The sequence below is a fragment of the Bradyrhizobium sp. CCGB01 genome, from assembly GCF_024199795.1.
Taxonomy (GTDB): domain Bacteria; phylum Pseudomonadota; class Alphaproteobacteria; order Rhizobiales; family Xanthobacteraceae; genus Bradyrhizobium.
In genome coordinates this window covers 7591123-7614888 of record NZ_JANADK010000001.1, presented here as the reverse complement: position 1 = coordinate 7614888, position 23766 = coordinate 7591123, and the positions used below count along the sequence as shown (strand labels likewise).

General features: G+C 63.5%; 31 protein-coding genes. 13 read left to right on the top strand and 18 right to left on the bottom strand.

Annotation, left to right across the window (positions count from 1 at the left end; genetic code table 11):
* The first annotated feature begins 133 nt into the window (after positions 1 to 133).
* Positions 134 to 1336 carry a L,D-transpeptidase gene (locus NLM25_RS35880; RefSeq protein ID WP_254140026.1) on the top strand — a complete coding sequence of 401 codons (1203 nt, stop codon included), beginning with the start codon at positions 134 to 136 and terminating at the stop codon, positions 1334 to 1336.
* Positions 1337 to 1393: 57 nt separating this feature from the next.
* On the opposite strand, the gene NLM25_RS35875 is transcribed toward NLM25_RS35880, so the two are convergent.
* Together NLM25_RS35875 and NLM25_RS35870 are read right to left on the bottom strand one after the other, a co-directional pair.
* Positions 1394 to 2356, bottom strand: coding sequence for a D-2-hydroxyacid dehydrogenase family protein (locus tag NLM25_RS35875; protein WP_254140025.1), 963 nt, complete (start codon positions 2354 to 2356; stop codon positions 1394 to 1396).
* A 132-nt stretch (positions 2357 to 2488) separates the two neighbouring features.
* Positions 2489 to 2704: a hypothetical protein gene (locus tag NLM25_RS35870; RefSeq protein WP_254140024.1), complete on the bottom strand. Its 216-nt coding sequence runs from the start codon at positions 2702 to 2704 to the stop codon at positions 2489 to 2491.
* Between the two features lie 234 nt (positions 2705 to 2938).
* Between NLM25_RS35870 and ettA the strand changes: the two genes are divergently transcribed.
* Positions 2939 to 4588, top strand: coding sequence for an energy-dependent translational throttle protein EttA (gene ettA, locus NLM25_RS35865; protein ID WP_254122567.1), 1650 nt, complete (start codon positions 2939 to 2941; stop codon positions 4586 to 4588).
* Positions 4589 to 4595: 7 nt separating this feature from the next.
* Positions 4596 to 5822 (top strand): lytic murein transglycosylase, encoded by a 1227-nt coding sequence (locus NLM25_RS35860; protein WP_254140023.1) that lies wholly within the window; start codon positions 4596 to 4598, stop codon positions 5820 to 5822.
* Positions 5823 to 5925: 103 nt separating this feature from the next.
* Here NLM25_RS35860 and NLM25_RS35855 read toward each other — a convergent pair whose 3' ends face one another.
* Positions 5926 to 6210: a hypothetical protein gene (locus NLM25_RS35855; protein WP_247323010.1), complete on the bottom strand. Its 285-nt coding sequence runs from the start codon at positions 6208 to 6210 to the stop codon at positions 5926 to 5928.
* A 211-nt stretch (positions 6211 to 6421) separates the two neighbouring features.
* Positions 6422 to 6748 carry a hypothetical protein gene (locus NLM25_RS35850; protein ID WP_254122565.1) on the bottom strand — a complete coding sequence of 109 codons (327 nt, stop codon included), beginning with the start codon at positions 6746 to 6748 and terminating at the stop codon, positions 6422 to 6424.
* A gap of 137 nt (positions 6749 to 6885) precedes the next feature.
* On the opposite strand from NLM25_RS35850, the gene NLM25_RS35845 reads away from it, so the two are divergent.
* From NLM25_RS35845 to bfr, 3 genes are all read left to right on the top strand, one after another.
* The gene (locus NLM25_RS35845) at positions 6886 to 7191 is read left to right on the top strand and encodes a hypothetical protein (RefSeq protein WP_254140022.1); all 306 of its coding nucleotides are present in this window, start codon (positions 6886 to 6888) and stop codon (positions 7189 to 7191) included.
* A 161-nt stretch (positions 7192 to 7352) separates the two neighbouring features.
* Complete coding sequence (locus NLM25_RS35840; RefSeq protein WP_254122563.1) at positions 7353 to 7625, top strand: bacterioferritin-associated ferredoxin; 273 nt, start codon at positions 7353 to 7355, stop codon at positions 7623 to 7625.
* A 132-nt stretch (positions 7626 to 7757) separates the two neighbouring features.
* Positions 7758 to 8246, top strand: a complete 489-nt coding sequence (gene bfr, locus NLM25_RS35835; RefSeq protein ID WP_008556076.1) for a bacterioferritin — start codon at positions 7758 to 7760, stop codon at positions 8244 to 8246.
* Positions 8247 to 8396: 150 nt separating this feature from the next.
* On the opposite strand, the gene NLM25_RS35830 is transcribed toward bfr, so the two are convergent.
* Positions 8397 to 8999, bottom strand: a complete 603-nt coding sequence (locus NLM25_RS35830) for a pyridoxamine 5'-phosphate oxidase family protein (protein WP_254140021.1) — start codon at positions 8997 to 8999, stop codon at positions 8397 to 8399.
* Positions 9000 to 9191: 192 nt separating this feature from the next.
* On the opposite strand from NLM25_RS35830, the gene NLM25_RS35825 reads away from it, so the two are divergent.
* Complete coding sequence (locus NLM25_RS35825) at positions 9192 to 10595, top strand: S8 family serine peptidase (protein WP_254140020.1); 1404 nt, start codon at positions 9192 to 9194, stop codon at positions 10593 to 10595.
* Between the two features lie 45 nt (positions 10596 to 10640).
* Positions 10641 to 10883 carry a hypothetical protein gene (locus NLM25_RS35820; RefSeq protein ID WP_254140019.1) on the top strand — a complete coding sequence of 81 codons (243 nt, stop codon included), beginning with the start codon at positions 10641 to 10643 and terminating at the stop codon, positions 10881 to 10883.
* Positions 10884 to 10909: 26 nt separating this feature from the next.
* Here NLM25_RS35820 and NLM25_RS35815 read toward each other — a convergent pair whose 3' ends face one another.
* Positions 10910 to 11263: a hypothetical protein gene (locus NLM25_RS35815; RefSeq protein WP_254140018.1), complete on the bottom strand. Its 354-nt coding sequence runs from the start codon at positions 11261 to 11263 to the stop codon at positions 10910 to 10912.
* Positions 11264 to 11395: 132 nt separating this feature from the next.
* Entirely contained in the window at positions 11396 to 12457 is a 1062-nt protein-coding gene (locus tag NLM25_RS35810; RefSeq protein WP_254140017.1) for an alpha/beta fold hydrolase, read from the bottom strand.
* Positions 12458 to 12580: 123 nt separating this feature from the next.
* Between NLM25_RS35810 and NLM25_RS35805 the strand changes: the two genes are divergently transcribed.
* Complete coding sequence (locus NLM25_RS35805; RefSeq protein ID WP_254122557.1) at positions 12581 to 12847, top strand: DUF2277 domain-containing protein; 267 nt, start codon at positions 12581 to 12583, stop codon at positions 12845 to 12847.
* Positions 12848 to 12944: 97 nt separating this feature from the next.
* Positions 12945 to 13160: a hypothetical protein gene (locus NLM25_RS35800; RefSeq protein WP_254122556.1), complete on the top strand. Its 216-nt coding sequence runs from the start codon at positions 12945 to 12947 to the stop codon at positions 13158 to 13160.
* Between the two features lie 9 nt (positions 13161 to 13169).
* Here NLM25_RS35800 and NLM25_RS35795 read toward each other — a convergent pair whose 3' ends face one another.
* The 3 genes from NLM25_RS35795 to NLM25_RS35785 form a co-directional block, all read right to left on the bottom strand.
* Positions 13170 to 13670, bottom strand: coding sequence for a collagen-like protein (locus tag NLM25_RS35795; RefSeq protein WP_254140016.1), 501 nt, complete (start codon positions 13668 to 13670; stop codon positions 13170 to 13172).
* A 113-nt stretch (positions 13671 to 13783) separates the two neighbouring features.
* Positions 13784 to 14032: a helix-turn-helix domain-containing protein gene (locus NLM25_RS35790; protein ID WP_247330096.1), complete on the bottom strand. Its 249-nt coding sequence runs from the start codon at positions 14030 to 14032 to the stop codon at positions 13784 to 13786.
* A gap of 214 nt (positions 14033 to 14246) precedes the next feature.
* On the bottom strand, positions 14247 to 15014 hold the full coding sequence (locus tag NLM25_RS35785; protein WP_254140015.1) for an SDR family NAD(P)-dependent oxidoreductase: 768 nt from the start codon (positions 15012 to 15014) through the stop codon (positions 14247 to 14249).
* A 111-nt stretch (positions 15015 to 15125) separates the two neighbouring features.
* Here NLM25_RS35785 and NLM25_RS35780 point away from each other — a divergent pair, with 111 nt between their 5' ends.
* Positions 15126 to 15611 (top strand): J domain-containing protein, encoded by a 486-nt coding sequence (locus NLM25_RS35780; RefSeq protein WP_254140014.1) that lies wholly within the window; start codon positions 15126 to 15128, stop codon positions 15609 to 15611.
* 213 nt (positions 15612 to 15824) lie between these two features.
* Here NLM25_RS35780 and NLM25_RS35775 read toward each other — a convergent pair whose 3' ends face one another.
* From NLM25_RS35775 to NLM25_RS35765, 3 genes are all read right to left on the bottom strand, one after another.
* On the bottom strand, positions 15825 to 16076 hold the full coding sequence (locus NLM25_RS35775) for a hypothetical protein (protein WP_254122552.1): 252 nt from the start codon (positions 16074 to 16076) through the stop codon (positions 15825 to 15827).
* A 236-nt stretch (positions 16077 to 16312) separates the two neighbouring features.
* The gene (locus NLM25_RS35770) at positions 16313 to 16573 is read right to left on the bottom strand and encodes a hypothetical protein (protein ID WP_254122551.1); all 261 of its coding nucleotides are present in this window, start codon (positions 16571 to 16573) and stop codon (positions 16313 to 16315) included.
* A gap of 154 nt (positions 16574 to 16727) precedes the next feature.
* Positions 16728 to 17111 (bottom strand): RidA family protein, encoded by a 384-nt coding sequence (locus NLM25_RS35765; protein WP_254122550.1) that lies wholly within the window; start codon positions 17109 to 17111, stop codon positions 16728 to 16730.
* 490 nt (positions 17112 to 17601) lie between these two features.
* Between NLM25_RS35765 and NLM25_RS35760 the strand changes: the two genes are divergently transcribed.
* On the top strand, positions 17602 to 18036 hold the full coding sequence (locus NLM25_RS35760; protein WP_254122548.1) for a hypothetical protein: 435 nt from the start codon (positions 17602 to 17604) through the stop codon (positions 18034 to 18036).
* Positions 18037 to 18098: 62 nt separating this feature from the next.
* Here NLM25_RS35760 and NLM25_RS35755 read toward each other — a convergent pair whose 3' ends face one another.
* The 5 genes from NLM25_RS35755 to NLM25_RS35735 form a co-directional block, all read right to left on the bottom strand.
* Positions 18099 to 18923 carry a hypothetical protein gene (locus tag NLM25_RS35755; RefSeq protein WP_254140013.1) on the bottom strand — a complete coding sequence of 275 codons (825 nt, stop codon included), beginning with the start codon at positions 18921 to 18923 and terminating at the stop codon, positions 18099 to 18101.
* Positions 18924 to 19233: 310 nt separating this feature from the next.
* Positions 19234 to 19926: a glutathione S-transferase family protein gene (locus tag NLM25_RS35750; protein ID WP_254140012.1), complete on the bottom strand. Its 693-nt coding sequence runs from the start codon at positions 19924 to 19926 to the stop codon at positions 19234 to 19236.
* An 11-nt stretch (positions 19927 to 19937) separates the two neighbouring features.
* Positions 19938 to 20330 carry a hypothetical protein gene (locus NLM25_RS35745; protein ID WP_254140011.1) on the bottom strand — a complete coding sequence of 131 codons (393 nt, stop codon included), beginning with the start codon at positions 20328 to 20330 and terminating at the stop codon, positions 19938 to 19940.
* A gap of 193 nt (positions 20331 to 20523) precedes the next feature.
* Complete coding sequence (locus tag NLM25_RS35740; protein ID WP_254140010.1) at positions 20524 to 21177, bottom strand: glutathione S-transferase family protein; 654 nt, start codon at positions 21175 to 21177, stop codon at positions 20524 to 20526.
* Between the two features lie 255 nt (positions 21178 to 21432).
* Positions 21433 to 21945 carry a mismatch-specific DNA-glycosylase gene (locus NLM25_RS35735; protein WP_254140009.1) on the bottom strand — a complete coding sequence of 171 codons (513 nt, stop codon included), beginning with the start codon at positions 21943 to 21945 and terminating at the stop codon, positions 21433 to 21435.
* A 219-nt stretch (positions 21946 to 22164) separates the two neighbouring features.
* Here NLM25_RS35735 and NLM25_RS35730 point away from each other — a divergent pair, with 219 nt between their 5' ends.
* Positions 22165 to 23757, top strand: a complete 1593-nt coding sequence (locus NLM25_RS35730) for a protein kinase (RefSeq protein ID WP_309143660.1) — start codon at positions 22165 to 22167, stop codon at positions 23755 to 23757.
* Positions 23758 to 23766 lie beyond the last annotated feature (9 nt).

Sequence of the window (23766 nt, the reverse complement as noted above, 5' to 3'; positions counted from 1 at the left end):
CAACTGTGTGCGCCTGCATCACAAATCGCTAAATCAGGGACAAACAGCCTGCAATGTCTTGAATGTGCCGCTATCTTCGGTCATCTGGCCGTTAACGGTCCGGACGGGGCCCGGGGACACTACAAGAGCGATGATGATCAAACATTTTCTGACGATATGCGCTGCCGCAACAGTCGCTGCGGCGGGAACCTCGCTCGCACAGGCGCAGAGCTATCCGGTCCAGCAGGCGCCGAGCTACGGTGCCCCGGCCGAATATCGCCCCGGGGACCGCACCCCGAATTTCGACTCGCTGGAAGACGAAGACGACGCGATGCCGCAGGCCTCGCTGCCGCCGCCCGGCCCGGCCGATGATCCGCGTTATGGCCGCCCCGCCGGCCCGCCGGTCTACTCCGCCGCCCCGCCGCAGGGTCCGGTGATGTCGCCCGATGATCCCCGCTACGGTCGTCCGGCTGGCGCTCCGCCGGTCTACTCGGCCGCGCCCCCGCAGGGCCCCGTGATGTCGCCCGACGATCCTCGCTACGGCCGCCCCGCCGGTCCGCCGCCGGTGATCTATGCCAACCGTCCCGGTCAGCAGGGCCAGGCCCCCGCCAATGACGGTCTGCGTCCGCCGGAGGCCGTTGGTGGTCCCGCCGCGACCGGCACGGTCCAGTCCGGCCAGCCGTCCGTCGGCGCCGATGGCCGGCCGATGACGATCGCTTCGCTGCCGCCCGAGGAGCAGCCCGATGCTGCGCCGGCGCAGTTGCCGCAGAACCTGCGCCGCCAGGAGGTCTCGTTCCAGACCAAGGAGCCAGCCGGCACGCTCGTGGTCGATACCCCGAACACCTACCTCTATTACGTGCTCGGCGGCGGCCGTGCGATCCGCTACGGCGTCCGCGTCGGCCGCGACGGTTTCACCTGGACCGGCGTGCAGAAGATCACCCGCAAGGCCGAGTGGCCGGATTGGCATCCGCCGACCGAAATGATCGAGCGCCAGCCCTATCTGCCGCGCTTCATGGCCGGCGGCCCCGGCAATCCGCTCGGTGCCCGCGCGATGTATCTCGGCTCGACCGTGTACCGCATCCACGGCACGAACCAGCCCTCGACCATCGGCAAGTTCGTGTCGTCAGGCTGTATCGGCATGCTGAACGAGGACGTCTCCGACCTGTTCGATCGCGTCAAGGTCGGCACCCGCGTGGTGGTGATGCCGGGTGGCCCGCCGCCGGGAACGGCGACCGCCTCCAACGCGCCGCCGCCGGGAGCAGCCGCACCGGCTCCGATGTCCGCCCAGGCTGGCCCCGTTCCGGGCACGCAGCCGACGGTGGTGCCGCCGCTGCCCGCGCCGGTCACCGTGCGCTAGGCGCTGCGAGACCATTCAGATTTGCGAAGGGCGTGCCGTCGGCACGCCCTTTTCGTTTCAGGCCAGCTTCCGTGGCAGCTCGCTGCCCTTGGTGAAGGCGTCGATCGCCTCGACCATCTGGCCGTAATGGATACGCAAGCCGTCCTCGGTGGCGTAGCCGAGATGCGGGGTCAGCACGAGATTGTCGAGCTTGCGGAAGGGATGGTCGACCGGCAGCGGCTCGACCGAGAACACGTCGATGCCGGCGCCCGCAATCTTCCGCTGTTGCAAGGCCTCCAGCAGCGCCTGCTCGTCCACGATCGGCCCGCGCGCGGTGTTGACGAGGAACGCCGTCGGCTTCATCCGCGCGAGGTCCTCACGGCCGACCAGACCGCGCGAGCGATCGCTCAGAACCACATGGATGGTGACGATGTCGGCCTTGGCGAACAGCTCCTCCTTGGTGGCATAACCGACGCCGGCCGCCGCGCATTTCTCCGGCGTGAGGTTCGGGCTCCAGGCGATTACGTTCATGCCGAAGGCCTTGGCGATGGCGGCCATCTTGCTGCCGAGCTTGCCGAGCCCGACGATGCCGAGCGTCAGTCCCTCGATCTCGACGCCGGCAAAGGTCTGCCAGGGCTCGCCCGCATGCATCCGCGCGTTCTCGCGGCCGATGCCGCGGGTCAGCTCCAGGATCAGGCCCATGGTGAGCGGGGCGGTCGGATCGCGCGAATATTGCGTGCCGCCGATCGTGACGCCGCGCGCCTTGGCGGCCTCCATGTCGATCGAGGCATTGCGCATGCCGGACGTCAAAAGCAGCTTCAGCTTCGGCAAGCTGTCGAACAGGCTCTTGGGAAATGCCGTTCGCTCGCGCATCGCGCAGACGATCTCGAAGTCGGCGAGCGCGCTCGCCGCGGCCTGTTCCGAGGCAAAGGGATGGCTGAACACGGTGACGTCGACGCGGTCGGACAGTCTTTGCCAGTCGGCGACGTCGAGGGCGAGGTTGAAATAGTCGTCGAGAATTGCACAGCGCAGCCGCGTCATCAGCGTTCATCCATGGCGAGAGGTGATAGCGCGAGGCGAGGGCGCCATCGTCGGAACCGGGCCATGGTTGCGCGCAATCGGGGCTGCGCGCAAGCAGCTTACCTGTTCAAAAATCCGATAGGAGAGGAAGGCTCAGAGGTCGCGGGGCTTGAGGCGGAACGGCGCATCAATGCCGTGCTTGGCGCGCCAGGCGGGGCCGGGACCACGCATGTAGTGCAGCTCGGGGCGGTAAGGATTGAAAGCGGTGGCGAGGAAGCGCTTCCAGAAGCCCTTGACCTCGGACACGAGTCCGGACGCGTTCCCGGCCTCGACCGGAACGGCGATGGAGTGGGTCTCGATCAGAGCCATGGTCGGCCTCGCTGTTCTCCCCGCCGCTTCTGCCGCGGGTGGCGTCTTTTTGGCGCCATGACGAGCTTTGGCCTGCTTTATTAAAAAAAGGTTTCAATTGTCCGGATCGATGGCCGGATGGTGACCGTCCCGTATTGATCCGTGGTGAACGGAGGGAAAACATTGCCCTTTGGGGGCGGGATCGTTACATCGGCGGCAAGCAAATTTCCTCAAATCGAAGGTTTCACGGGACCGATGGCGCGCCAGTTCATCTATTTCATGCAGGGCCTGAGCAAGAGCTACCCGACCCGGAAGGTGCTCGATAACATTCATCTGTCGTTCTACCCGGACGCCAAGATCGGCGTGCTCGGCGTCAACGGCTCGGGCAAGTCGACGCTGCTCAAGATCATGGCCGGCCTCGACAAGGAATATAACGGCGAGGCCTGGGTCGCCCAGGGCGCCCGCGTCGGCTATCTCGAGCAGGAACCGCATCTCGATCCCGCGCTCTCCGTGCGCGAGAACGTCATGCTGGGTGTCGCCAAGCAGAAGGCCATCCTCGATCGCTACAACGAGCTGGCGATGAATTACTCCGAGGAAACCGCCGACGAGATGACCAAGCTGCAGGACGAGATCGAGGCCCAGGGCCTCTGGGATCTCGACAGCAAGGTCGACCAGGCGATGGACGCGCTGCGCTGCCCGCCCGACGATGCCGATGTGACCAAGCTCTCCGGCGGTGAACGCCGCCGCGTCGCGCTGTGCCGCCTGCTGCTCGACCAGCCCGAACTGCTGCTGCTGGACGAACCGACCAACCATCTCGATGCCGAGTCGGTGTCGTGGCTCGAAGGCCATTTGCGCAACTATCCCGGCGCGATCCTGATCGTTACCCACGATCGCTACTTCCTCGACAACGTCACGAGCTGGATTCTCGAGCTCGATCGCGGCAAGGGGATTCCCTACGAGGGCAATTACTCGTCCTGGCTGGTGCAGAAGCAGAAGCGGCTGGAGCAGGAAGGCCGTGAAGACGCCGCGCATCAGAAGACGATCGCGCGCGAGCAGGAATGGGTCGCGTCCTCGCCGAAGGCCCGCCAGGCCAAATCCAAGGCGCGCTATCAGCGCTACGAGGAGCTGCTCAAGCAGGCGAGCGAGAAGCAGACCCAGACCGCGCAGATCATCATCCCCGTCGCCGAGCGGCTCGGCGCCAACGTGGTCGATTTCGAAGCGCTCAGCAAAGGCTATGGCGATCGTCTCCTCATCGACGATCTCACCTTCAAGCTGCCGCCCGGCGGCATCGTCGGCGTGATCGGCGCCAACGGCGCCGGCAAGACCACGCTGTTCAAGATGATCACCAAGCAGGAAACGCCGGACAAGGGCACGATCACGGTCGGCGAGACGGTGCATCTCGGCTATGTCGACCAGTCGCGCGATGCGCTCGACGGCAACAAGAACGTTTGGGAGGAGATCTCCGGCGGCAACGAGCTGATCCTGCTCGGCAAGAAGGAAGTCAACTCGCGCGGCTATTGCTCGTCGTTCAACTTCAAGGGCGCCGACCAGCAGAAGAAGGTCGGCGCGCTCTCGGGCGGTGAGCGCAATCGCGTGCATCTCGCCAAGATGTTGAAGTCCGGCGCCAACGTGCTGCTGCTCGACGAACCGACCAACGATCTCGACGTCGACACGCTGCGCGCGCTCGAAGAGGCGCTAGAAGATTTTGCCGGCTGCGCCGTCATCATCAGCCATGATCGCTGGTTCCTCGACCGCATCGCGACCCACATCCTGGCCTTCGAGGGCGACAGCCACGTCGAATGGTTCGAAGGCAACTTCCAGGACTACGAGAAGGACAAGATGCGCCGGCTCGGCCAGGACAGCATCATTCCGCACCGCGTGAAGTACAAGAAGCTGACGCGGTGATTTCGGCATGATGCGGCGGGCGCTCATCGCAGCAGTGATCGTTCTCACCTGCGGCTGGTCGTCCGCCCGCGCCGCCGATGCCGCCTTCACGCAGTTCATCGCCTCGCTCTGGCCGGAAGCACAGGAAGCTGGCGTCTCGCGCAAGACGTTCGACGAACAGACGCGTGGGCTCGAGCCTGATTACAAGCTACCCGATCTGATCCTGCCCGGACGGCCCGCGACCGGCGCGCCGTCGCAGGCCGAGTTCGTGCAGGTGCCTGCCGACTATGTCAGGGAGGCCTCGATCGCGCGGCTCGCGGGCGAGGGGCAGCGGTTGCTGCAAAAATACAATTCCGCGCTGACGAAAATCGAGAAGACCTCCGGCGTGCCCGCCACCGTCATGCTCGCGATCTGGGGCCGCGAGACCGATTACGGCCGCTACACGCTGCCTTACGATCTCGTGCGGGTGCTGGCGACGCAGGCCTATGTCGGTCGCCGCAAGGACACCTACCGCAATGAGTTCATCCTCTCGCTGAAGATCCTCGGCGAGGGCGTGGTGACGCGCAAGGACATGCGCTCGTCCTGGGCGGGCGCGACCGGGCTGACGCAGTTCCTGCCGTCGGAATATTACAAGCACGGCGTCGATTTCGACGGCGACGGCCGCATCGACATCTGGCATTCGGTGCCGGATGCGCTGGCGTCAGCCGCGCAGCAGCTCGTCAACAAGGGCTGGCAGAGCGGCCTGCGCTGGGCCTACGAGGTGCAGGCGCCGGCGAAGGTCGATTGCACGACGGGCGTGCCGGAGGTGACGAAGCCGATCGGCCAGTGGCTGCGCGACGGCTTTGTGCCGGTGCGCGGCGCGAGGCTCAGTGCCGCCGAGCAGGCGCAGCCAGCCTCGCTGCTGCAGCCGGAAGGCATCTACGGCCCGTCATTCCTGACCACGAAGAACTACTTCGTCATCAAGGAATACAATTTCTCCGATCTCTACGTGCTGTTCGTCGGCCATCTCAGCGACCGCATGACGAGCCCGCTGCCGTTCGCGACACAATGGGCGGCATCCAAGCAGTTACGCACCAAGGACGTCGAGACCATGCAGCGCGGGCTCACGCGTGTCGGGCTCTACAAGGACAAGATCGACGGCAAGGCCGGCATGCAGACGCGCGCAGCGCTCGGCGCCTATCAGAAGTCGGCTGGCCTGAAGGTCGATTGCTGGCCGAGCGAAGAGGTGCTGCGCTCGATCCAGGCGGCGCGATAGCCGATCTCAATCGTCCCGCCAAAAGAAAAAAGCCCGGCCGATGGTCTCGGCCGGGCTTCGATCGCGGCGCGGATGCGCCATGCGATCAGATCTTGCGATCAGATCAGTAGCAAACGCGAACCGGGCGAACCACCCAGCCGTATCCGTCCCAATAGCGCTGGCGCTGCCAGTAGCAGGGCGGGGGCGGCGGGCCGGGCTCGGCGACGTAAACCGGACCACCATAGGCCGGGCGGCTCGACGCGATGGCACCGCCGACGATGGCACCGCCGATCAGGCCCGCTGCGATACCGGCGCCAATGTTGTCGCCAGCCTTCGCGGGCGGCGTGACCGTCACCAGCGAAGCAGCAACCGTCGCTACCGTAAGGGCGGCAACTAAAGTCTTCTTCATGCTCTAGGCTCTCCTGGGAGATGGGCTCCTCTTGTTAGAGGCGCCCGGGTTTCAAAGGTTCACGCAACACGCTGATGGAAGCGACCGTGCAGCTAGGAAGCGCGCAATTGGTCAATCCACGGTAAACGCGCACGGAGCTGTGACGAGAAAAAGCGGTCTTTTTCGGGCCCCAAGATGAACGGCGCATCCGTAGTGAACCGGCTTTGTCGTCTCAGCCACAGACTCGGACGCGACGGACGCGCCAGGCATAGCCGTCCCAGAAGCGCTGCTTCTGCCAGACACAGCCATCGCCATAATAGTCGTCAGCGACATAGCCGGGACCCGGCGCGTAGTAGCGGGGCGGGTAATAGCCGGGGCCATAGGAGTAGCCGGGGCCCGGTCCGTAATAATACGGAGACGCCAGCGCGCCGCCGACAATGGCGCCTCCGATGATCCCCGCGGCCACGCCAGCGGCGACACCACGCTGGGCATGGGCCGGTGTCCCGGCCGTGAGGGCCAGGATGGCGACGGCGGCGACCGTCAGGAGCGACTTCTTCATTGGTTTGACCTTTCGCTGATACACGCGGGAACTGTTTGGGGGGTAAGGTTCCATACTTCGTTTGAATGATCAATGAACGGCACCTTTGCCGGGGGCGACCAATTAACATGGATCGCAGGTCCGCGAGGGAGACGACGATGGGCAACGCGATGATGAATACCTTGATCGCTGCCGGGGTCATTTTCGCGATCGGCTATGGCTGGTTCACCCATCTCCAGAACCGGGGCCAGCGGCGCTCGCGCGCTGCGGCTGGCAGTGACGGAGGAAGTGGCGGCGACGGCTATTCGGGGACCAGCGACGGCTTCTCGCTGGGGAGCTGGTTTTCCAGCGACAGCTCAGGCGGCTCAACCGGCAGTGGCAGCTGTTCCAGCGGCGATAGCGGCAGCAGTGGCGGGGATTGCGGAGGCGGCGGCGATGGTGGTGGAGGCGGCGGCGGTGACTAGTTCCGCCAAAATCTTGATTCAGCGCAACACCCTATTTTAGAGCCGTTCTAGGCTGTTTTCCGGCCAGTTTGGAATAGCTTCAAATACCGGTTTTTCCCTTTGCATCCGGACGGCCCCTTAAATATCGATGATGGCGCATCACCGAAGGGCCTGCCGCTTCCATGATCGTTTGTTCCTGTAACGTGCTGAGCGATGACGACATCCGCGCCGCCGTCGCTGACTCCGACGACGCCGTACGTCATGCCAAGCAGGTCTATGGATGCCTCGGCTGTAGCGCCGAATGCGGCCGCTGCGCCCGCACCATCAAGACCATTATCGACGAAGCGCTTGGTCCCTGTGCCAAGTCCTGCTGCTCCGGCTGTCCGCATAGTCATACCGTGGCCGCCAATGACGAGACGGCCGAGCCCGCCCAGTTCGCCCTCGCGGCCTGCTGAAAACTTCCGCACCCCCGACTGAGCTTTTCCCCGGCTGCGTCCCCGTAGCCGGTTGCCCTCGTCCTTAAACTCATTTAGAAGCGTTCTAAATTCGGTTTAGGGCCGAGTTGGACTGCAAAGCTGGAGTGAACCATGCAGGGCGACGCAAAAGTCATCGACTATCTCAACAAGGCGCTGCGTCACGAGCTGACTGCGATCAACCAGTACTGGCTGCACTACCGCTTCCTCGACAATTGGGGCCTCCTCGACATGGCCAAGGTCTGGCGCAAGGAGTCCATCGAGGAGATGGAGCACGCCGACAAGCTCACCGCGCGTATCCTGTTCTTCGACGGTTTCCCGAACATGCAGGTGCTCGATCCCCTGCGCATCGGCCAGAACGTCAAGGAGATCATCGAGTGCGACCTCGCCGCCGAGATGAGCGCGCGGGCGCTCTATCAGGAAGCGGCGACCTACTGCCATGGCGCCAAGGACTACGTCACGCGTGACCTGTTCGAGAAGCTGATGAGCGACGAGGAGCACCACATCGACTTCCTCGAAACCCAGCTCGACCTGATCGGCCGCATCGGCCTCGAACTCTACACGCAGAAGCACGTCGGCGGGCTCGAGGGCGAGGGGCATTAAGCTCTAACGCCGCGACAGACTCTGTCGCCACACACTCCGGTGTCGTCCCCGCGAAAGCGGGGACCCATAGCCCCAGGGAGGAATGTGGCGCGCGATGCCAACTCCGAGCCACTACGCTTGTTCGGGACGACGCCGTGATTGGCGCACCGCCTACAACTGCGTCTTGTAACGCTCTTCCACGATCTCCTGGCTCTCCGGTTCGCCCAGGCCTGTCTGGTCGTGAATGACTTGGCCGATGCTCGGCATCACCGAGCGCTGCACCTTCTCCGGCGACCACAGCTTCGAGCGCATCAGCGCCTTGCCGCAGTGGAAATAGACTTCGCTGACCGCGACGTTCAGCACCGCGCGCGGCGGCTTGCCGAATTCCACCATCGATGCGAGCAGGTCCGGATCGGCCGACAGCGTGCCGCGTCCGCCGACGCGCAGCGTCTCGTCGATGCCGGGCACGAAGAACAACAGATGCACGAAGCCCGATCCTTCGACGACGTTGCGAAAACTGTCGATCCGGTTGTTGCCGGAACGGTCGGGCATCAGCAGCTGGTTGGGACCGGCGACATGGACGAAGCCCACCCCGCCGCCGCGCGGCGAAGCATCGACGCTGCCGTCGACGCCTGACGTTGCAAGCACGCAGAACGGCGACATCTCGATGAACTTCTTCGCATGCGCGTCGATCGCGGGACGCGCCTTTGCGATCACGCGCGGGCTCGGCTTGGCATAGATGGCGGCGAGGTCTTCGGCGCAAAGATCGGTCACGAAGGTCTCCCTGATTGAGTGGCGTTGGCGAGATCGGACTCCATCGGCAAGATAGCACGCGCGGCATGGACCAGCCACTGGACTGCGCGACGACCGGGAGCAGGCCCGCCCGGATGGTACAGGTAGCGCTGAACTAAAATTTCCCTTATAACGGGTGTTGTATTTTTTCGCTTTTCAAGGAAGGAATTTGTCATGGCTCCGACGCAGGCAATGCGGGTCGCGGGCGAGCGGCCGCGCCATCGCAAGCATGTCCCGGGACAGCTCATCGTTCGGTTGAAGCCGGAGGCCGCCCGGCAGATCGCGGCGACCTCGCCTCGGGCGACAACGCAGCGCGCGCTGAGAGCCGCGATGCCCGATGACGTCAGAGGTCCGATCGATTTCCTGAGCGACAATCTCGGGCTTCAGTCGATGAAGCCGCTGTTCGTGGTCGGTGACGGTGATGCGCCCGCGCAGCCGCAGCCGCAGGCGAGGGCCCTGGCCGCAGCTCATCGTTCGATCGCACGCTCCGCAACGGCGGTACCGCGGGAGGCGCTGGCCGGATTTCAGATCGTGCAGGTGGACAGCAAGGTCGATGCAGGCGTCCTGAAACGCCTGAGTGCCTCGAGGGCGGTGGATCTGGTCGAGCCCGTTCCCAACCGGTGGCTCAGTGCCGCCGCCGATCCCATGAAGATCCGGCAGTGGGGACTTCGCGCCATCAGATGGTTCGATAGACCGCGGCCGGGCGCGGGGCGGGTTCATGTCGCTGTGCTCGATAGCGGTGTCGATGCCGGACATCCCGATCTCACCGAAGCGATCGAGGAATATCGTCACGACGGAAACGGCGCGCGCGATTTTCTCGGCCATGGCACACATGTCAGCGGCACGATCGCGGCCGTGATCAATAATTCGGCCGGCGTCGCGGGCCTCGCCAATTGCCGGCTGCACTGCTGGAAGGTGTTCGACGATCCCAAACGCCCGGGCGCCGACGAGAACTTCAACTTCGAGTTCTACAGCAAGGCTCTCGCGGCCGCGCTCGATTCCAACATCAAGGTCATCAACCTCAGCATTGGCGGTGAGGACCGTTCGAAGGCGGAAGCGACGATCTTCGCCGAGCTGATCGATGCCGGCGTCGTCGTCTCCACCGCGATGGGCAACGAGTTTGAGAGCGGCAATCCGAAGGAGTATCCGGCGGGCTACCCGGACACGATCGGTGTCGGCGCCGTCGACGAATCCCATCGACGTGCCTCGTTCTCCAATACGGGGAAACACATCAAGCTGGTCGCGCCGGGCGTCAACATCCTGTCGACGGTGCCCCGGGTGCAGGCAAGCTTCGCCGACCATACTAGTTACGATTCCTGGCCCGGGACGTCGATGGCGACGCCGCACGTCACGGGTGCCGCTGCGCTCGTTTACATCGACAAGCCGAAATCCAAAGCAGCGGGGCTTGCGGTCGCGAAGCGCCTGATTGCGACTGCGACGAAATTGCCGGCGATGCGGGGGAAGGATTTTACGCCGGCATATGGCGCGGGCCTCCTGGATGTTGCGGCTGCTCTGCCCCGCGCGAAAGCGAAGAAATCGCGCAGGAGGAGAGCCAAGGCGAGAAAGAGCCGAAAATAGGCGTCATGACCTTGATCGGGCGCCGCGAACGGTTAGCTTCTCGGCATGTCCGTGCAGTTCAAATTCCATGATCGCGTCGATCAGCGCCGGCGGCGACAGATCATCAAGACGCTTGGGGATGCCGGCTATGCGGCCGAGAGCCTGTTTCCGGGACAGAAGCGGCAAGCTCTCGCCGCGATCTTCACCGTCGCCGAAGGGGACGCCAAATCCGTTCGCGCCGCGCTCGGCGATTTCGGCGATGACATCGAATATGTCGAGGTCTCTCCCAGGCGAGGCCTCAAGGCCTGAGTGCGTTCACGTCGCTCGAAAACGCTCTACACCGCATCCGCCGGCACGAAGCAGCTGATGATGATCGCGCCGCGGTGGTGGACGTACCACACCACGGCTTGGCCGACCGGATTGCCGCGATCGCGGATGATGGCGCGATCGGGCACCTCCATCCATTGTCCCTCGATCGGCACCCAATAGGCGCCGCCCCGCACGTCGTATTCCGTGCGATGGCCGTCGGAGATGTCGCAGCACGGCACGCCGTTCGGTGCGATCACGCTCTTGAACCAGGCACGGATGTCGGGCGGGACGTGGTCATATTGGCCGTTGTCGAACGCGAACGCGACGCTCGTCTGCGCCGCCATTGCGGCCAGCCAAACGCACAGTGCGAGCCTGTGCATGCGAACCTCCTCACCGCGTCTCGATTCTGGTTGTTGCGATTAAGCCCGAGCCGCCAGCGCATTGCATGCTCAAATAATATGCGGCGCCGGGGCGCCGCATATGATGCGTTGCGGGATGCGCAGTCCGCCGCCTTACATCGTCCGTTGCGGCGCGGTTTGCAGCAATTGCCTGATCTGCTCGGTGTAGAACTTTGCATTGCCGGTGGTGCCGTGACCGCGCGTCTCGGTGCTCGCGGGGATCAGGTACAGGCGGCCGTTCTTGACCCGCTTCATCGCAGCGTCCGTGAGGCCGGTCTCGGGCGGATTGCGCTCGTCGTCGGCGGAGTTGATCAGCAGCAGCGAGGCCTCGATCTGCTCCAGCTTCTCGCCGGCATTGTAGTCGTGCGAGGACTCCCACTGATAGACGAAGTCGTTCGCATCCGCCGTGATCGGTGTTGCCAGCCGCTCGTCGACGATCTTGTCGGCCTTGGCCGCGGTCGGCGCCTGCTGCTGATAGGCCAGCGTGCCGCCGATGCTGGCGACGCCATAGGCGGCGATGGCGTATTTCATCATGCGCGGCTGGCTGGTGTAGTTGCCGCCATTGTAGTCGGGGTCGTTGCGGATGGTGTCGAGCATGATCCGCCGCATCATCCAGTTGCGCGACGCCATCTCGGTCGGCTGCGAGGCCATCGGCACCAGCGCGTCCATCTCCTGCGGATATTTCTCGCCCCACATCCAGGTCTGCATCCCGCCCATCGAGTTGCCGATCACGAGCCGCAGATGCTTGACGCCGAGGCCTTCCTTCACGAGGCGATGCTGCGCCTCGACCATGTCGTCGTAATTGTATTTCGGAAAGCTCGTCTTCATGCCGTCCGACGGCTTTGACGATTTCCCGTGGCCGATCGCGTCGGGGAGGATGATGTAGTATTTGGATGCGTCGAGCGGCTGTCCCGCGCCGAACAGCTCGCCGGCAAAGGCTGATGACAGCATGCTCGCGCCCGAGCCGCCGGTGCCGTGCAGCACGAGCACCGGCTGGCCGCTGGGCTCGCCGATGGTGGTGTAGTGCAGCTTCAGCTCCGCCATGGTCTCGCCGGTGTGGAACTTGAAATCCTTGGCGACCCAGTCGCCTTGTTTCGGCGCCGGATAGTCGGCGGCGACCGCCGACGTTGCGATGGACAGCAGAACGGCTGACAGCGCCGCGCAACAAGCTCTCATGTTTCTCTCCCCATGCGGCTCATGATCGGCGGCCGCGTTACGGGAACTTAGCAGAAGTGTCCTGGAGGATGTAGGATTTCGGTTCGGTCGATCGTCCTTGAGGGAAGCATCAGGAGAGAGTGCATGTGCCGCAACATCAAGACCCTGTTCAACTTCGAGCCGCCGGCGACCGAAGACGAGATCCATGCCAGCGCGCTCCAGTTCGTGCGCAAGCTGTCGGGTTTCAACAAGCCGTCGCAGGCCAATGAGGCGGCGTTCGACCTCGCGGTGGCCGAAGTCTCGGAGGCCGCGCGAAAGCTGCTGACCTCACTGCACACCCATGCGCCGGCGCGCGACCGTGAGGTCGAGGCGGAAAAGGCCAAGGAGCGCTCGCGGCTGCGCTTCGGTTAGCCGGCCTCCTGCGTCCGTTCCGTGATCCGGCTCACGGTGAGAGCGGCCTCGGCTTGCGATGATGTCTGCCGGGATTTTGACCGCCCGGAGCACGAGCATGAGCCGCCCCCTTATTCCTCTCAAAGCAGGCGCCGTCACCTTCACGGCGCTGTGGACCGCATGGATGATGTGGTGGAGCGGCTCCTACAGCAGCGTCAACCTCGTCATCCTGACGCTGCTGGGCACGCTGGTCGGCTATCTCTGGTACCGCGCCATGCGCTGGCAGTTCGAGCGCATGGGCATGCTGCCGCCACGTGAGGATCAGGCGAAATAGGCGGCCCTGCTAGTCCTTGTGGCCGTGCTTCTTCTTTTTCTTCTTTTTCCTGTGATCGTCGTCTTCGCCGTCGTCGCTCTCGTCATCGACGATCGCCTCGTCAGCCTCATGCACCGCGGCCTCGAGCGCCGCGCGCTCGGCCGCTTCCTGCTCGCGTTGGCGGCGGCGCTCGTCCCAGGCGTCGAAGAGCTGCTCGAGCCACGGCAGCACCTGCTCGATCGACGGCAACTGGCCGGGCGGTCCGGTCTCGCCGCGCGGGCCTTGCGGGCCAGCCGGTCCTTGCGGTCCCGCAGCTCCCCGCGCACCGGCTTCACCGGGCTTACCCGGCAGACCGGCCTTGCCCTGCGCTCCGGCCTTTCCGGCCGCTCCGGGCTTGCCCTGAGGCCCGGGCTTGCCACGCGCGCCGTCCGGGCCACGCTTGCCCGGATGACCCTGCGGTCCCGGCCGTCCCGGTTCGCCCTGCCGTCCGCGCGGACCCTGCGGTCCCTGCCGTTTCTGTTCGTCTGCCACGCCATGCTCCCTTGACCGGAAGCAAGCTACTTAGCGGCGTTTGACGACAGCAGCAATTCTGCCGGCCCGCTGCGCCGGGCCTGATCAACATCAATCGTCCCGTACCTTGCGCGCTAGTCGTGATACGCGGGCACCTCGATGCCGGACGCCGCATAGATCCTGATCTTGTTGCGCAGCGTGCGCACCGACAGGCCGAGCACGCGAGAAGCGCGCGTGCGGTTGCCGTCGCAGCGTGCGAGGGTCTGGAGCACGAGCTCGCGCTCGACCTCGTCGACGGTCGCCCCGATCAACAGCGGAACGATCTGGTTGGGGGCCAGGAATTGCGCGCCCGGCTCGGACGCAGCGACATGAACAGTGGTCATCAACACACCTCCCGATCAACGCCCGCTTCCATCTTTGGAAGCGATCGAGAACAAACGGCCCCCAAGCCGTGAATCTACGGTGGGCGGGTTTGGTTAATGAAAGGTTAATCGCGGCCGATCGCACCAGATGACCTTGGGAATGCCGCGATGGCGCCGCGATTGGCACGAGATGCATAGCGATGCGGGACGATCTCGCGCGCGGGCGTGCCGCGCCTCACACCGTCCGGTACCCGCCATCCACCATCACGATCGTTCCCGTGACATAGGCCGACAGGTCCGAGGCAAGGAAGATCGCGGGGCCGACGATGTCCTCGGGCTTGCCGGTGCGCGCCAGCGGGGTGTGATCGACGAAGGCTTGCACCAGCGCCGGATTGGTCGCGCGCACATTGGCGTTGATGTTGGTCTCGATGAAGCCCGGCCCGATCGCGTTGACCCGCACGCCTTCCTTGCCGAGCTCCACTGCAAGCGCCTTGGTGAAGCCGAGCACGCCGTGCTTCGAGGTGGTGTAGGCCGCCGAGCTCGGCGTGCGCAGATGCACGAAGGACTGGATCGAGCCGATATTGACGATGCGGCCTTTGCTGGCGCGTAGCGGCGCGAGGAACGCCTGCGTCACGTTGAAGACGCCGTTGAGATTGAGCGAGATGATGTCGTCCCAGTCCTTCGCCACCGTCTCCGTCTCCGCGGTGAAGGCATTGCGGCGGGTGATGCCGGCATTGTTGACGAGGATCGAGGCCTGCCCGACCTTCTCAGTGACTTGCCTCGCGAGCGCAAAGCAGTCGTCACGCTTCGTCACGTCGAGCGCGAAGATCTCGGCCTTGCCGCCGTCCTTGCGGATCTCCTGGGCGGCCTCCGCGACCGTGTCGGCGTTGACGTCGAGCAGAACCACTTGCGCGCCCTCGCGGGCGTAGCCGGCGGCGATCGCCCGGCCGATGCCGGAGCCGGCGCCCGTGACGACGGCGATGTGGTTTGCGAGCAATGCCATGACAATTTCCTCCCGGATTCGTTTCGAAGTTTCATGAAAGGCTAACTCGAAATTAAGGGGTCGGAAACGGCGGCCTTGGCATACTGATCTTCATTGCTAAACGTTGCGCGCATGATGGAACGGCTTGAATCCTGGAAACTGGCTCTCGAACGCCTGCGGTCGGCGCGGTCGGCCGACTGGGCCGAGGCGGGCCGGCTGGTGGCCGAGATCGCGCGCATGAGCACGGATGCCACGCTGCGACAGGCGGCCGAGCAGGCGCTTCCGGTGCTGCGTCAGGCCGTGGACAATGACGATCACGGTGTCACGCTGGCGGCGCAGCGCCGCGTCGGCGTGATCCTCGAAGTCGTCCATGATCTCACCGCGCCGCGCTTCGGCCGCCGCAACGCCATGCCGAAGAAGCTCTCCAGCGAGGATCGTGCCCGCAGGATGCTCGGCCTGCCGCTCGCCGTTCAGCTCACCTGCGACGACATCAACCAGGCCTATCGCCGCGCCGCCAAGGGCATGCATCCCGACCGGGGCGGCAGCGCGGAAGCCTTCATCGACCTCGCCGCCGCGCGCGACATCCTGATCCATCCCGGCGCGCACAAGGACGCGTGAGGGCAACAAGCGATATCTCGTAGGGTGGGCAAAGGCGCGTTGCGCCGTGCCCACCGTCTTCGTGATGGATGGAATTGGTGGGCACGCTTTCGCTTTGCCCACCCTACGGCGTCGGTGCTCGACGCGGCCTCAGCTGTTCACGCAGCCCGGATAAAGCGGAGCGGGCAAGGACGCGTCGCGTCTTTGCCCGCTCCTGGTCCGCCGATCGAAGTTTTACCAGCTGCAGTGGCCGTTCTTCAGCGCATGGTCCTTCAGCACGAGTGCGTCGACGAAGGTCGGCACGGTCGCGCTGACGCGGGTGTAGTCGGAGAACAACGGCGCGGTCGGGATGCTCTCGTCCCAGATCTGGCAGAAGCCGGTGTCCTGCCAGCGGATCAGATGATAGCTGGCCTCGGCAGGGCTCGCGGCGACGAACGCGGTGACGGCAAGACCGGCGGCAGCGCACAGCACGGAAATACGACGCATGATCAGTTCCTCAAATGAAAGATGTGATGCGCCTCCCGACAATAGTTGGGAGGGATGGGGCGCTTTTGGGGATGCGCCCCGGACAAGATGTGAGTAGTTCCGCCGGCTGATCAGGTTCAAACAAGGCGCGCCGGAAAATGCGTCATTTGAGCCGGAAAACGAGCGCGCGCCTGCAAAGAAAAAGGGCGGGTCGCTTGCGCGGCCCGCCCTTCGAAATCAAATTCGTCGCGTGACGCTCAGAGCGTGCAGCGGCGCTCCGCGCGCATCTTGATCTGGAGGTCGGAAGCCGCGGTGAAGGTCGGGAGCGGCTTGCTGACGACCTTGTAGGTCGAGGCGCCCCACTGGAACGGCTTGTACTTCAGATCCTCGTTCCAGACCTGGCAGATGCCGGTGTTGTCCCAGCGGATCACGTAATAGCCGACCGCCGCCGAAGCCGGCACGGCAAAGACGGAAGTGGCGATGCCGGCAACGGCACAGAGGGCGAGCACGCGACGCATGAAGTATCTCCTTGTGGGGAAGTGTGACGCGAAAGTTCGTGCGGGAAAAGCAGGACCTTGGCAAGCCGGGGAGCGGCCGTTCACGGATATGTCAGACGGACGCGGCCACTTGGTTTGGCCGCGTGCCCTGCAAGTCACACGCGCGAGAAGCGGCTCACTTCGAAAGCGACGCCACCGCCTCGATCTCGATCAGCATCTTCGGATCGGGCAGCGCCTGCACCACGCAGGTCGTGCGCGCCGGATAGGGCGGCGGGCCGAAGGCGCCGGCATAGAGCGCGTTCATCGCGGCGACGTCGGAGGCGCGCGTGAGCAGCACGTTGACCTTGACGAGATCGCGGACCGTCGCGCCGGCTTCGTCGAGCACGCGCTTGATGTTGACGGCCACATTGGCGAACTGCGCTTCGAAGCCATCAGGCAGCGCGCCATGGCCGTCGAAGCCGGGAATGCCGGAGACGAACAGGAGATCGCCGACACGCGTGGCAAAGGACAGCGGCGGCGCCTTGACGTGCGGCGGGGGCGCGAAATGCTGGATCGGCATGGGATCACCTCGATGAAGGGCTGAGGCGCGTCAGCGTAGCGGCATGCAGGGGAGTTGCAATCGGCATTGAGAGAGGGGGCAAAACAAAAAATGCGAAAAACAACCCCATGCACAGTAGAAATCGAGCGGAAATCATTGATCTTTTTGAGTTCGGGAATGGCGAAATAATCGGTTGCTCCGTCGGGCAAAACAGGGGCAGAATGGCGTGATGGCGATTGTGTCTTGTTGCGCCAAACTCCGCGGTCATGCCCCGGCTTGACCGGGGCATCCAGTACGCCGCGGCCTCTCGGTTCAATCGTTGGCCCCTCTGGAATACTGGATCGCCCGTTCCCAGTGCGCAATTGCGCACTGGCCGGGCGATGACAGCTGAGAGCGCTGCTGCACCTCACGCCACGCGTCCATCCCATCATTTTGCCGCCGCGATCCATCGGGTAGATTCGCCCCGTCTGATTCGATTCCCTCCTTGAAAAATAGCCCCCGGAGACGCCCCATGAAGATCGCCACCACCTTCCGCGCCGCGCTGGTCGCCATTGCCGCGCTGGCCGGCCTTTCGACCTCGGCGATGGCCGACGGCGGCACCGTGGTGCTGACGATCTACAAGGCGGGCTGGATCATCGGCGGCTCCGGCGGTTCGGGCGTGCTCAACTTCCGCGGCCGCTCCTATGGGCTGTCGACCGGCGGCCTCGACTACGGCCTCGTCTTCGGCGGCTCCAAGACCGTGCTGCGCGGCCGCGTCTCCAACATCAACCGTCCGTCGGACGTGGCCGGCGTCTACGGCGCGGCCGGTGCCGGCCTTGCGGTGGGCCGCGGCGCCCGCGCGATCGTGCTGACCAACCAGAAGGGCGCCGTGCTGGAGCTGACCGGCACGCAGGTCGGCCTGATGGCGAATGCGGATCTCAGCGGCCTTGCGATCACGATGCGGTAGGGCGGGTGCGTAGGGCGACGGCCGCATGATGCGGCTGTCGCGTCAATCTCGGGTCAGGCTTGTTACCGTTGCGTGGGCCGCAGTTGTATCGGCTGCATTCCGGCTTGCGTCGACGCCGGCTTGCGCGGCGGGGCGGTGACCGGTCGTGGCTGCGGCACCGCCGCGGATCGCTGGTTCTGTTCCGCGCTGGCAGCAAGCAGGCGCGCGACCTGTTCCTGGTTCGCCTTCACGAGTTCGGCGGTCGCTGCCTGATCTCGGGTCAGTTGTTCCTGGCTGGCCTTGAGCTCGTCGATCGTCTGCTTCACGTTTGCGAGGTCGTTCGAGATCGTCTGGAGCAATTGCGTCAGCTCGGGCGGCATCTGGGCGGTTATCGGCGCTGCCTCTTGCTGAACTTGAGCTGCGGGTGGCAAAGGGGTCGTATCGTCCGCAGTCGCCACCTGTACGGCCGGGCCAGTCTCGGCGGAGAGCTGCGCCTCGCCCTGCGGCAGCATCGAGGCGGAAACCGCTTGCGGCGCCCAGCGGGACATCATGTGCAGCGTCGCGTCGCTGGCGAACTGCGAGGCAAAGGCGGCGCTGAAGATGCATGCCGCCAGCAAGAGGCCGATCACGCCGCGGAGCGCCGACCCGTGTCGGGGCGGCTGTCGCCCGGGCTGGTCGCCGGCCTCGGGCCCCAACCTGGCCATCTGCTGGTTCATACGCGCGAGCTGTTCATCGGCGAGCGCGATCTGTTGATAGGCATGCGCGAGCCTTTCATCCGCGCGCGCAACCAGCTCCTTGTCCGGCGCGGACAGTCCCGATCTCTGCGTGGACGGTCCGGGATCAACAGCGGGTGGATCAGCTGGCTTGTTGATTTCCGTGGTGGACTGCACTTCCGACGTGGACTGCATCTGCGCCTCCTGCCCGGGTTGACGCTGAATGAGGTTGGTCGTCCGAATCTGCTTTGCATACTCCCTCGTGCAGCTTTGACCAAAGCAAGACTGAGGCATGGAAACTCTGGGGCCGATTTGGGGCGATAGCCTGTCAGTCGCAGACGGAAGCGGGATGTTAGCCGTCGCAAGGTCCCGTAGGGTGGGTTAGCTGTGCGGCTGTGCGAAGCGCAGACGCTCAGCGTAGCCCACCTCTTTGGTTTCCGCAGTGACGGAAGTGGTGGGTTACGCCCTGCAGGTGCGCTTTGCGCATCTGCAGGGCTAACCCACCCTACGATCCGATCGCCGCATGAATCCGCTCGCAATGCGCGACGAGATTTGCGTGCGCATCGACGAAAGCCTTCAGCGGTGTCGGGATCGGAAAATAATAAATGTTGGCGATGAAGCCGTAGATGCCGGCATCGCAGCTGGTCGGCGCCGCACCGTGGACGAAGCCCTGCGCGGGAACGATCTCCGCCAGCACCTGCAAGTCGGCCAGCCCGCGCGCATAGGCCTGATCGGGCGTGTAGCGGCCGATGCCCTGGAAATGATAGCGTTGCGCGTTGTACGCCTTGGCCTTCTCGAACCCCTCGGCATTGATCTGCGGATGCTGCGCGATGAAGGCGTCGCGGAACGCGGGATAGAAGCGCTCGTCCTTCCAGCGTGAGTACGACATCACCCAGTAGAGATCGTCGAGCATGCGGGTGACGAGATGATTGGTCCGCCGCTGTTCAGGGGATAGTCCGGCATCGATGCTCAGGCGATATTTTGCGATCGCATGCGCGATGATGGTCTCGCTGTCGCCGATGGTCTCCCCGTCGTCGACGACATAAGGCAGCTGCCCGCGCGGCGCGGCGGAGGCATCGAACACGTGCTCGTGCACGAACGGCACGCCGGCGAGCTTCAGGAAGGTGTAGACCTTGAGGCCGTAGCCGTTGTTGTCGGCGACGCCGAACAATTGCGGATAGGAATAGAGGGTCAGCATGGTAGCTCCCTTCAGCGTGATGGTATCTTGGCTCGTTGCTCCGTCGTGACCGCTTGCGCAGGCTTGCTCGAGCGGATCATCAGAAACGATCCTGAATGGCCCGGCAGGTGCCAGCGTCCGTCGATCTCGGTTGCCTCGGCATTCACCGTGCCTTCATAGGTCACGCTGTCATAGCCGTAGCCGGGCGGCTCGTAATGCTTGACGACCGAAACCGCACTCCCGGAGCGATGACCGGCAATCGAGGCGTTGTGCGTGCTCAGCGGGCAGCCCGGAATCATGCATGGCTCGGTGACGCTTCCACTGACCGCGCCATTGATCTCGACGAGCGTCGCCGTGAACGTGATCATTCCGACACCCGGCTGGATGTAGCTGCCATCCCAGACACCGGAGATATCGTCGCTCATTGCGGTCGCTTCCCTGGATGATGCGGGCCGGTTGATATCAGGCTCTTCCACCTCAAGTCGTATCGCCGGAGTGACGTGCTTGCAACAGTGGCGCGCGTTATGCGCGGTGTCGTTCGATCGGAGGAGGCTTGGCAGCGCCCATTCGACGTATGGATTCGGGCCGATGTACCGGCTTCAGTGGGAGGCGTGACCTCTACCGGCCGGTCGATGCAGCCGTAAACACCGCCAACTGCGCATCGAACGCGCGCCGGAATGCCGGCCGCGCTTCGCCGCGCGCGACATAGGCGGCGATATCAGGAAATTCGTCCAGCAGGCCAGAGGTGTTCAACCGGCGCAGCACCGTTACCATCAGGAGATCGCCGGCGCTGAACGTGCCATCGAGCCAGTCGGCATTGCCGAGGTGACGGGACAATTCGCCGAGCCTGATACGCACGCGATCTTGCAGCATGAGCAGGCGCTCCGCGTACCAGCTCCTGTCGCGCTCGAACAGCATGGCCATCCCGAGCTCGACGATCGGCGGCTCCAGCGTGCTCAGCGCGGCAAACATCCACGCGATCGCGCGGCTCCGAGCGTTCGTGTCCTCAGGCAGCAACCCGGCGTGGCGCTCGGCGATGTGCAGCACGATCGCCCCGGACTCGAACAACACGAGATCGCCGTCCTCATAGGTCGGGATCTGCCCGAACGGATGCAGTGCAAGGTGCGCCAGCGCCTTCATCGCCGCGAACGAGACAAGGCGAACGTCATAGGGCTGGCCGACCTCCTCCAGCGCCCAGCGCACCCGCATGTCGCGGGCCTGCCCCTTGCCGCGGTCGGGCGAGTTTTCGAAGGCGGTGATGGTGGGGGGCATTGGAAGTCTCCGGCGTGTTGCGATGTATCCAGAGGACGGATGACGGGGGCGGTTTCCGACAACGATCCGTCCTTATCGCGTATGCCGCCAAACCAACGCTGTCGTCCCGGCGAACGCCGGGACCCATACCGCGGAATCTATCGGTTGCGGGCGGTCGACGTACCGAAACAACGAGTCTTCGCCAAACTTTGCCCTGTGGTTATGGGTCCCGGCGTTCGCCGGGACGACGACTGAGTGTGGAACACTACCCACGGCCTACGCCTTGATCCACGCCGCAAGCTCGCGCCATGGCTCCAGCGTCCAATGCCCGGACGCCGCGCCGGACGGCGAGGGCAGCACAAAAATCTCTGGCAAGCTCGCATCGCGCGGCTGCCGCCCTACCAAAATCCCGCTCGACGGCCTGCCGTAAAACAAGCTCGCCGCCTTCTTGCTCGTGAACGCAACCGTCCGCGGCCGGTACTTTTCGATCTTCGCCCTGAACCCAGGCACATCGATCGTCTCCGCCGCGATCTGGTGATCCATCCCCGCGCCCGACTTGGAGAGATCGGTGAAGCCGATCCCGAGCTCGATCAGCGCCGCGAATTCACTCGGCTGATAAAGCCGCGGCGTGATCCTGGCCTCATGGAGCGCACGCCAGAAGCGGTTGCCGGGATGCGCGTAGTAGTGCCCGAGCTCAGCGGAGCGCGTCGAGGCGGCGGTGCCGACGAAGACGAGGCGGAGGTCGGGGCGGAGCTGGTCGGGGAGGCGGTGGGGGGTGGCGCTCGGCAAAACGCGGGTCCAACAGGCTGGTCGAGACACAGTTTAATCGTTGGTTTGTTTAGCGAATGAGAGACCTGTCAATCTATAAAAATACCCCAAGCTGACTGTAGTAATGAGCGCATGTTGGAAGCTGTCGATTGGATGCAGGTTCGCAATTGCGATAAGCCGAAGATGTTGCGAGATGAACTCAGCAGAAAATGACCTATCTCTGTTGCTAAATTGTCGCTTGTGTATAGTTTTGGTCCCGAGGTTCTTCATCCTAAACGAGTGCTGGTTGTGGCAGGTCAACAGATCAAATCCGGGCTTCTGATTCTCGATAGATTCGAGTTGGTTCGGCAGCTAGGCGCGGGGGTATCTGGTTCGGTTTGGCTAGCCAGAGACTCGTCAACTGGATCCGAAGTAGTTCTGAAATTTTTCGCCCGACAGACTGCAGTTCGGGACGAGTACTATCGCCACTTACTGGAGTTGCACGAAGAGCTAGCAGGAATCCCTTCGCCCAGCTGGATCACTCCGATCGAGGTGAGCGAGTTCGAGGGGCTTGGTCTCATAGTCTTGCCGTACTTCGAAGGATCCAAAAATCTAGCGGATCTTTTAGCCGAACGACCCTCGATAACCTCTCTCCGAGCCGCCTTCTCTTGGATCGCTGGGATTGCCAACGCGCTTGATCGCCTCCATCAAGCCGGTGTTGTTCATGCTGATATCAAGCCCTCGAATATATTGATAAGTTCCGATGAGAACGAGATTCGACTCATTGATTTTGGGATGATTCGTAGGGACGAACGTTCAAACGTCGTCGAACTGATTTCGACTTGGCGATACTTGCATCCAATATTTACCGATGGGATCTCTCAAAAAAAGATCGGTCGGAAAACTCAAAACAATGCCGACCAGAAGAAGAGCCGGGCGATGGCTGTTTTTGGGCGGACCGTTCCGGGCGCATACGTCGACATTTATGCGCTGGGCATAATTGCCCTAGAACTACTTACCGGGCAAACGAACTATGCAAGACCACCGACCGAGCGTTCGATCAAAGATAAGATCGGTGCACTTAATGGGGCGTTCGCAAGACAATCAGAGAGCCTAAAGACCAGAATATCCAACCTGATTCTTCAATTGGTTCTAGTCAGTCCGGAAAATGAGACGATTTCTGCACGCGCGGCGGCCTCTATAGCTGAGTCAATAGTCTCTGAGTTGGCAAGGAGAGATTTGACGCAGGATGCGTCGGCGGTAGCGAGCGAAGGCGCGATCTCCCAAGCTGTCGACACTGCTAGTAATGCGCCGACGGCAGTATTCGAACTGAGGAATATTCGAGCCAGCCTCGAAGAAGAGACGTTGGCGCTATACTCGCAGGGCAATACTCGAGCGTCACTCAGCTCAGTTGAGCCCAATGCAGAAATTCAAGAAAAGGTTTCTGAGGTTTTTTCAACCGCTAGACGAAGAACTCAGTCGGCTTGGCGAATTGGCATGGCCATGACAGTGATCTGCTTCTCGCTAATTGTAGCGATGATTGTGATCGCGGTAGTCATGTCCACGATTGCTGGAAAGTTCATGTGGGGAGCGATTTTTGGCTCACTCGGTGTATCCTCTGTCATAGGGACGCTTATTTGGCGCCCTTACGATCGCTTGTTTCGCGCGACGATACTGGCCCAGCAAATTGAAGTCATTCACATTAAGGTCGTCGCGGGGTTAAGAAGTGTAGACCGCGGTGAGCAACTGAAAGTATGTGAAGATGCGATTGAATCGCTCACCGTGATATTCAAAGAGCATGCGCTCGGTGAAAGAGGTTCACCGAAGCGCAAAGTTTCTCGCAAGAAGCTCTAGGTCGATCAT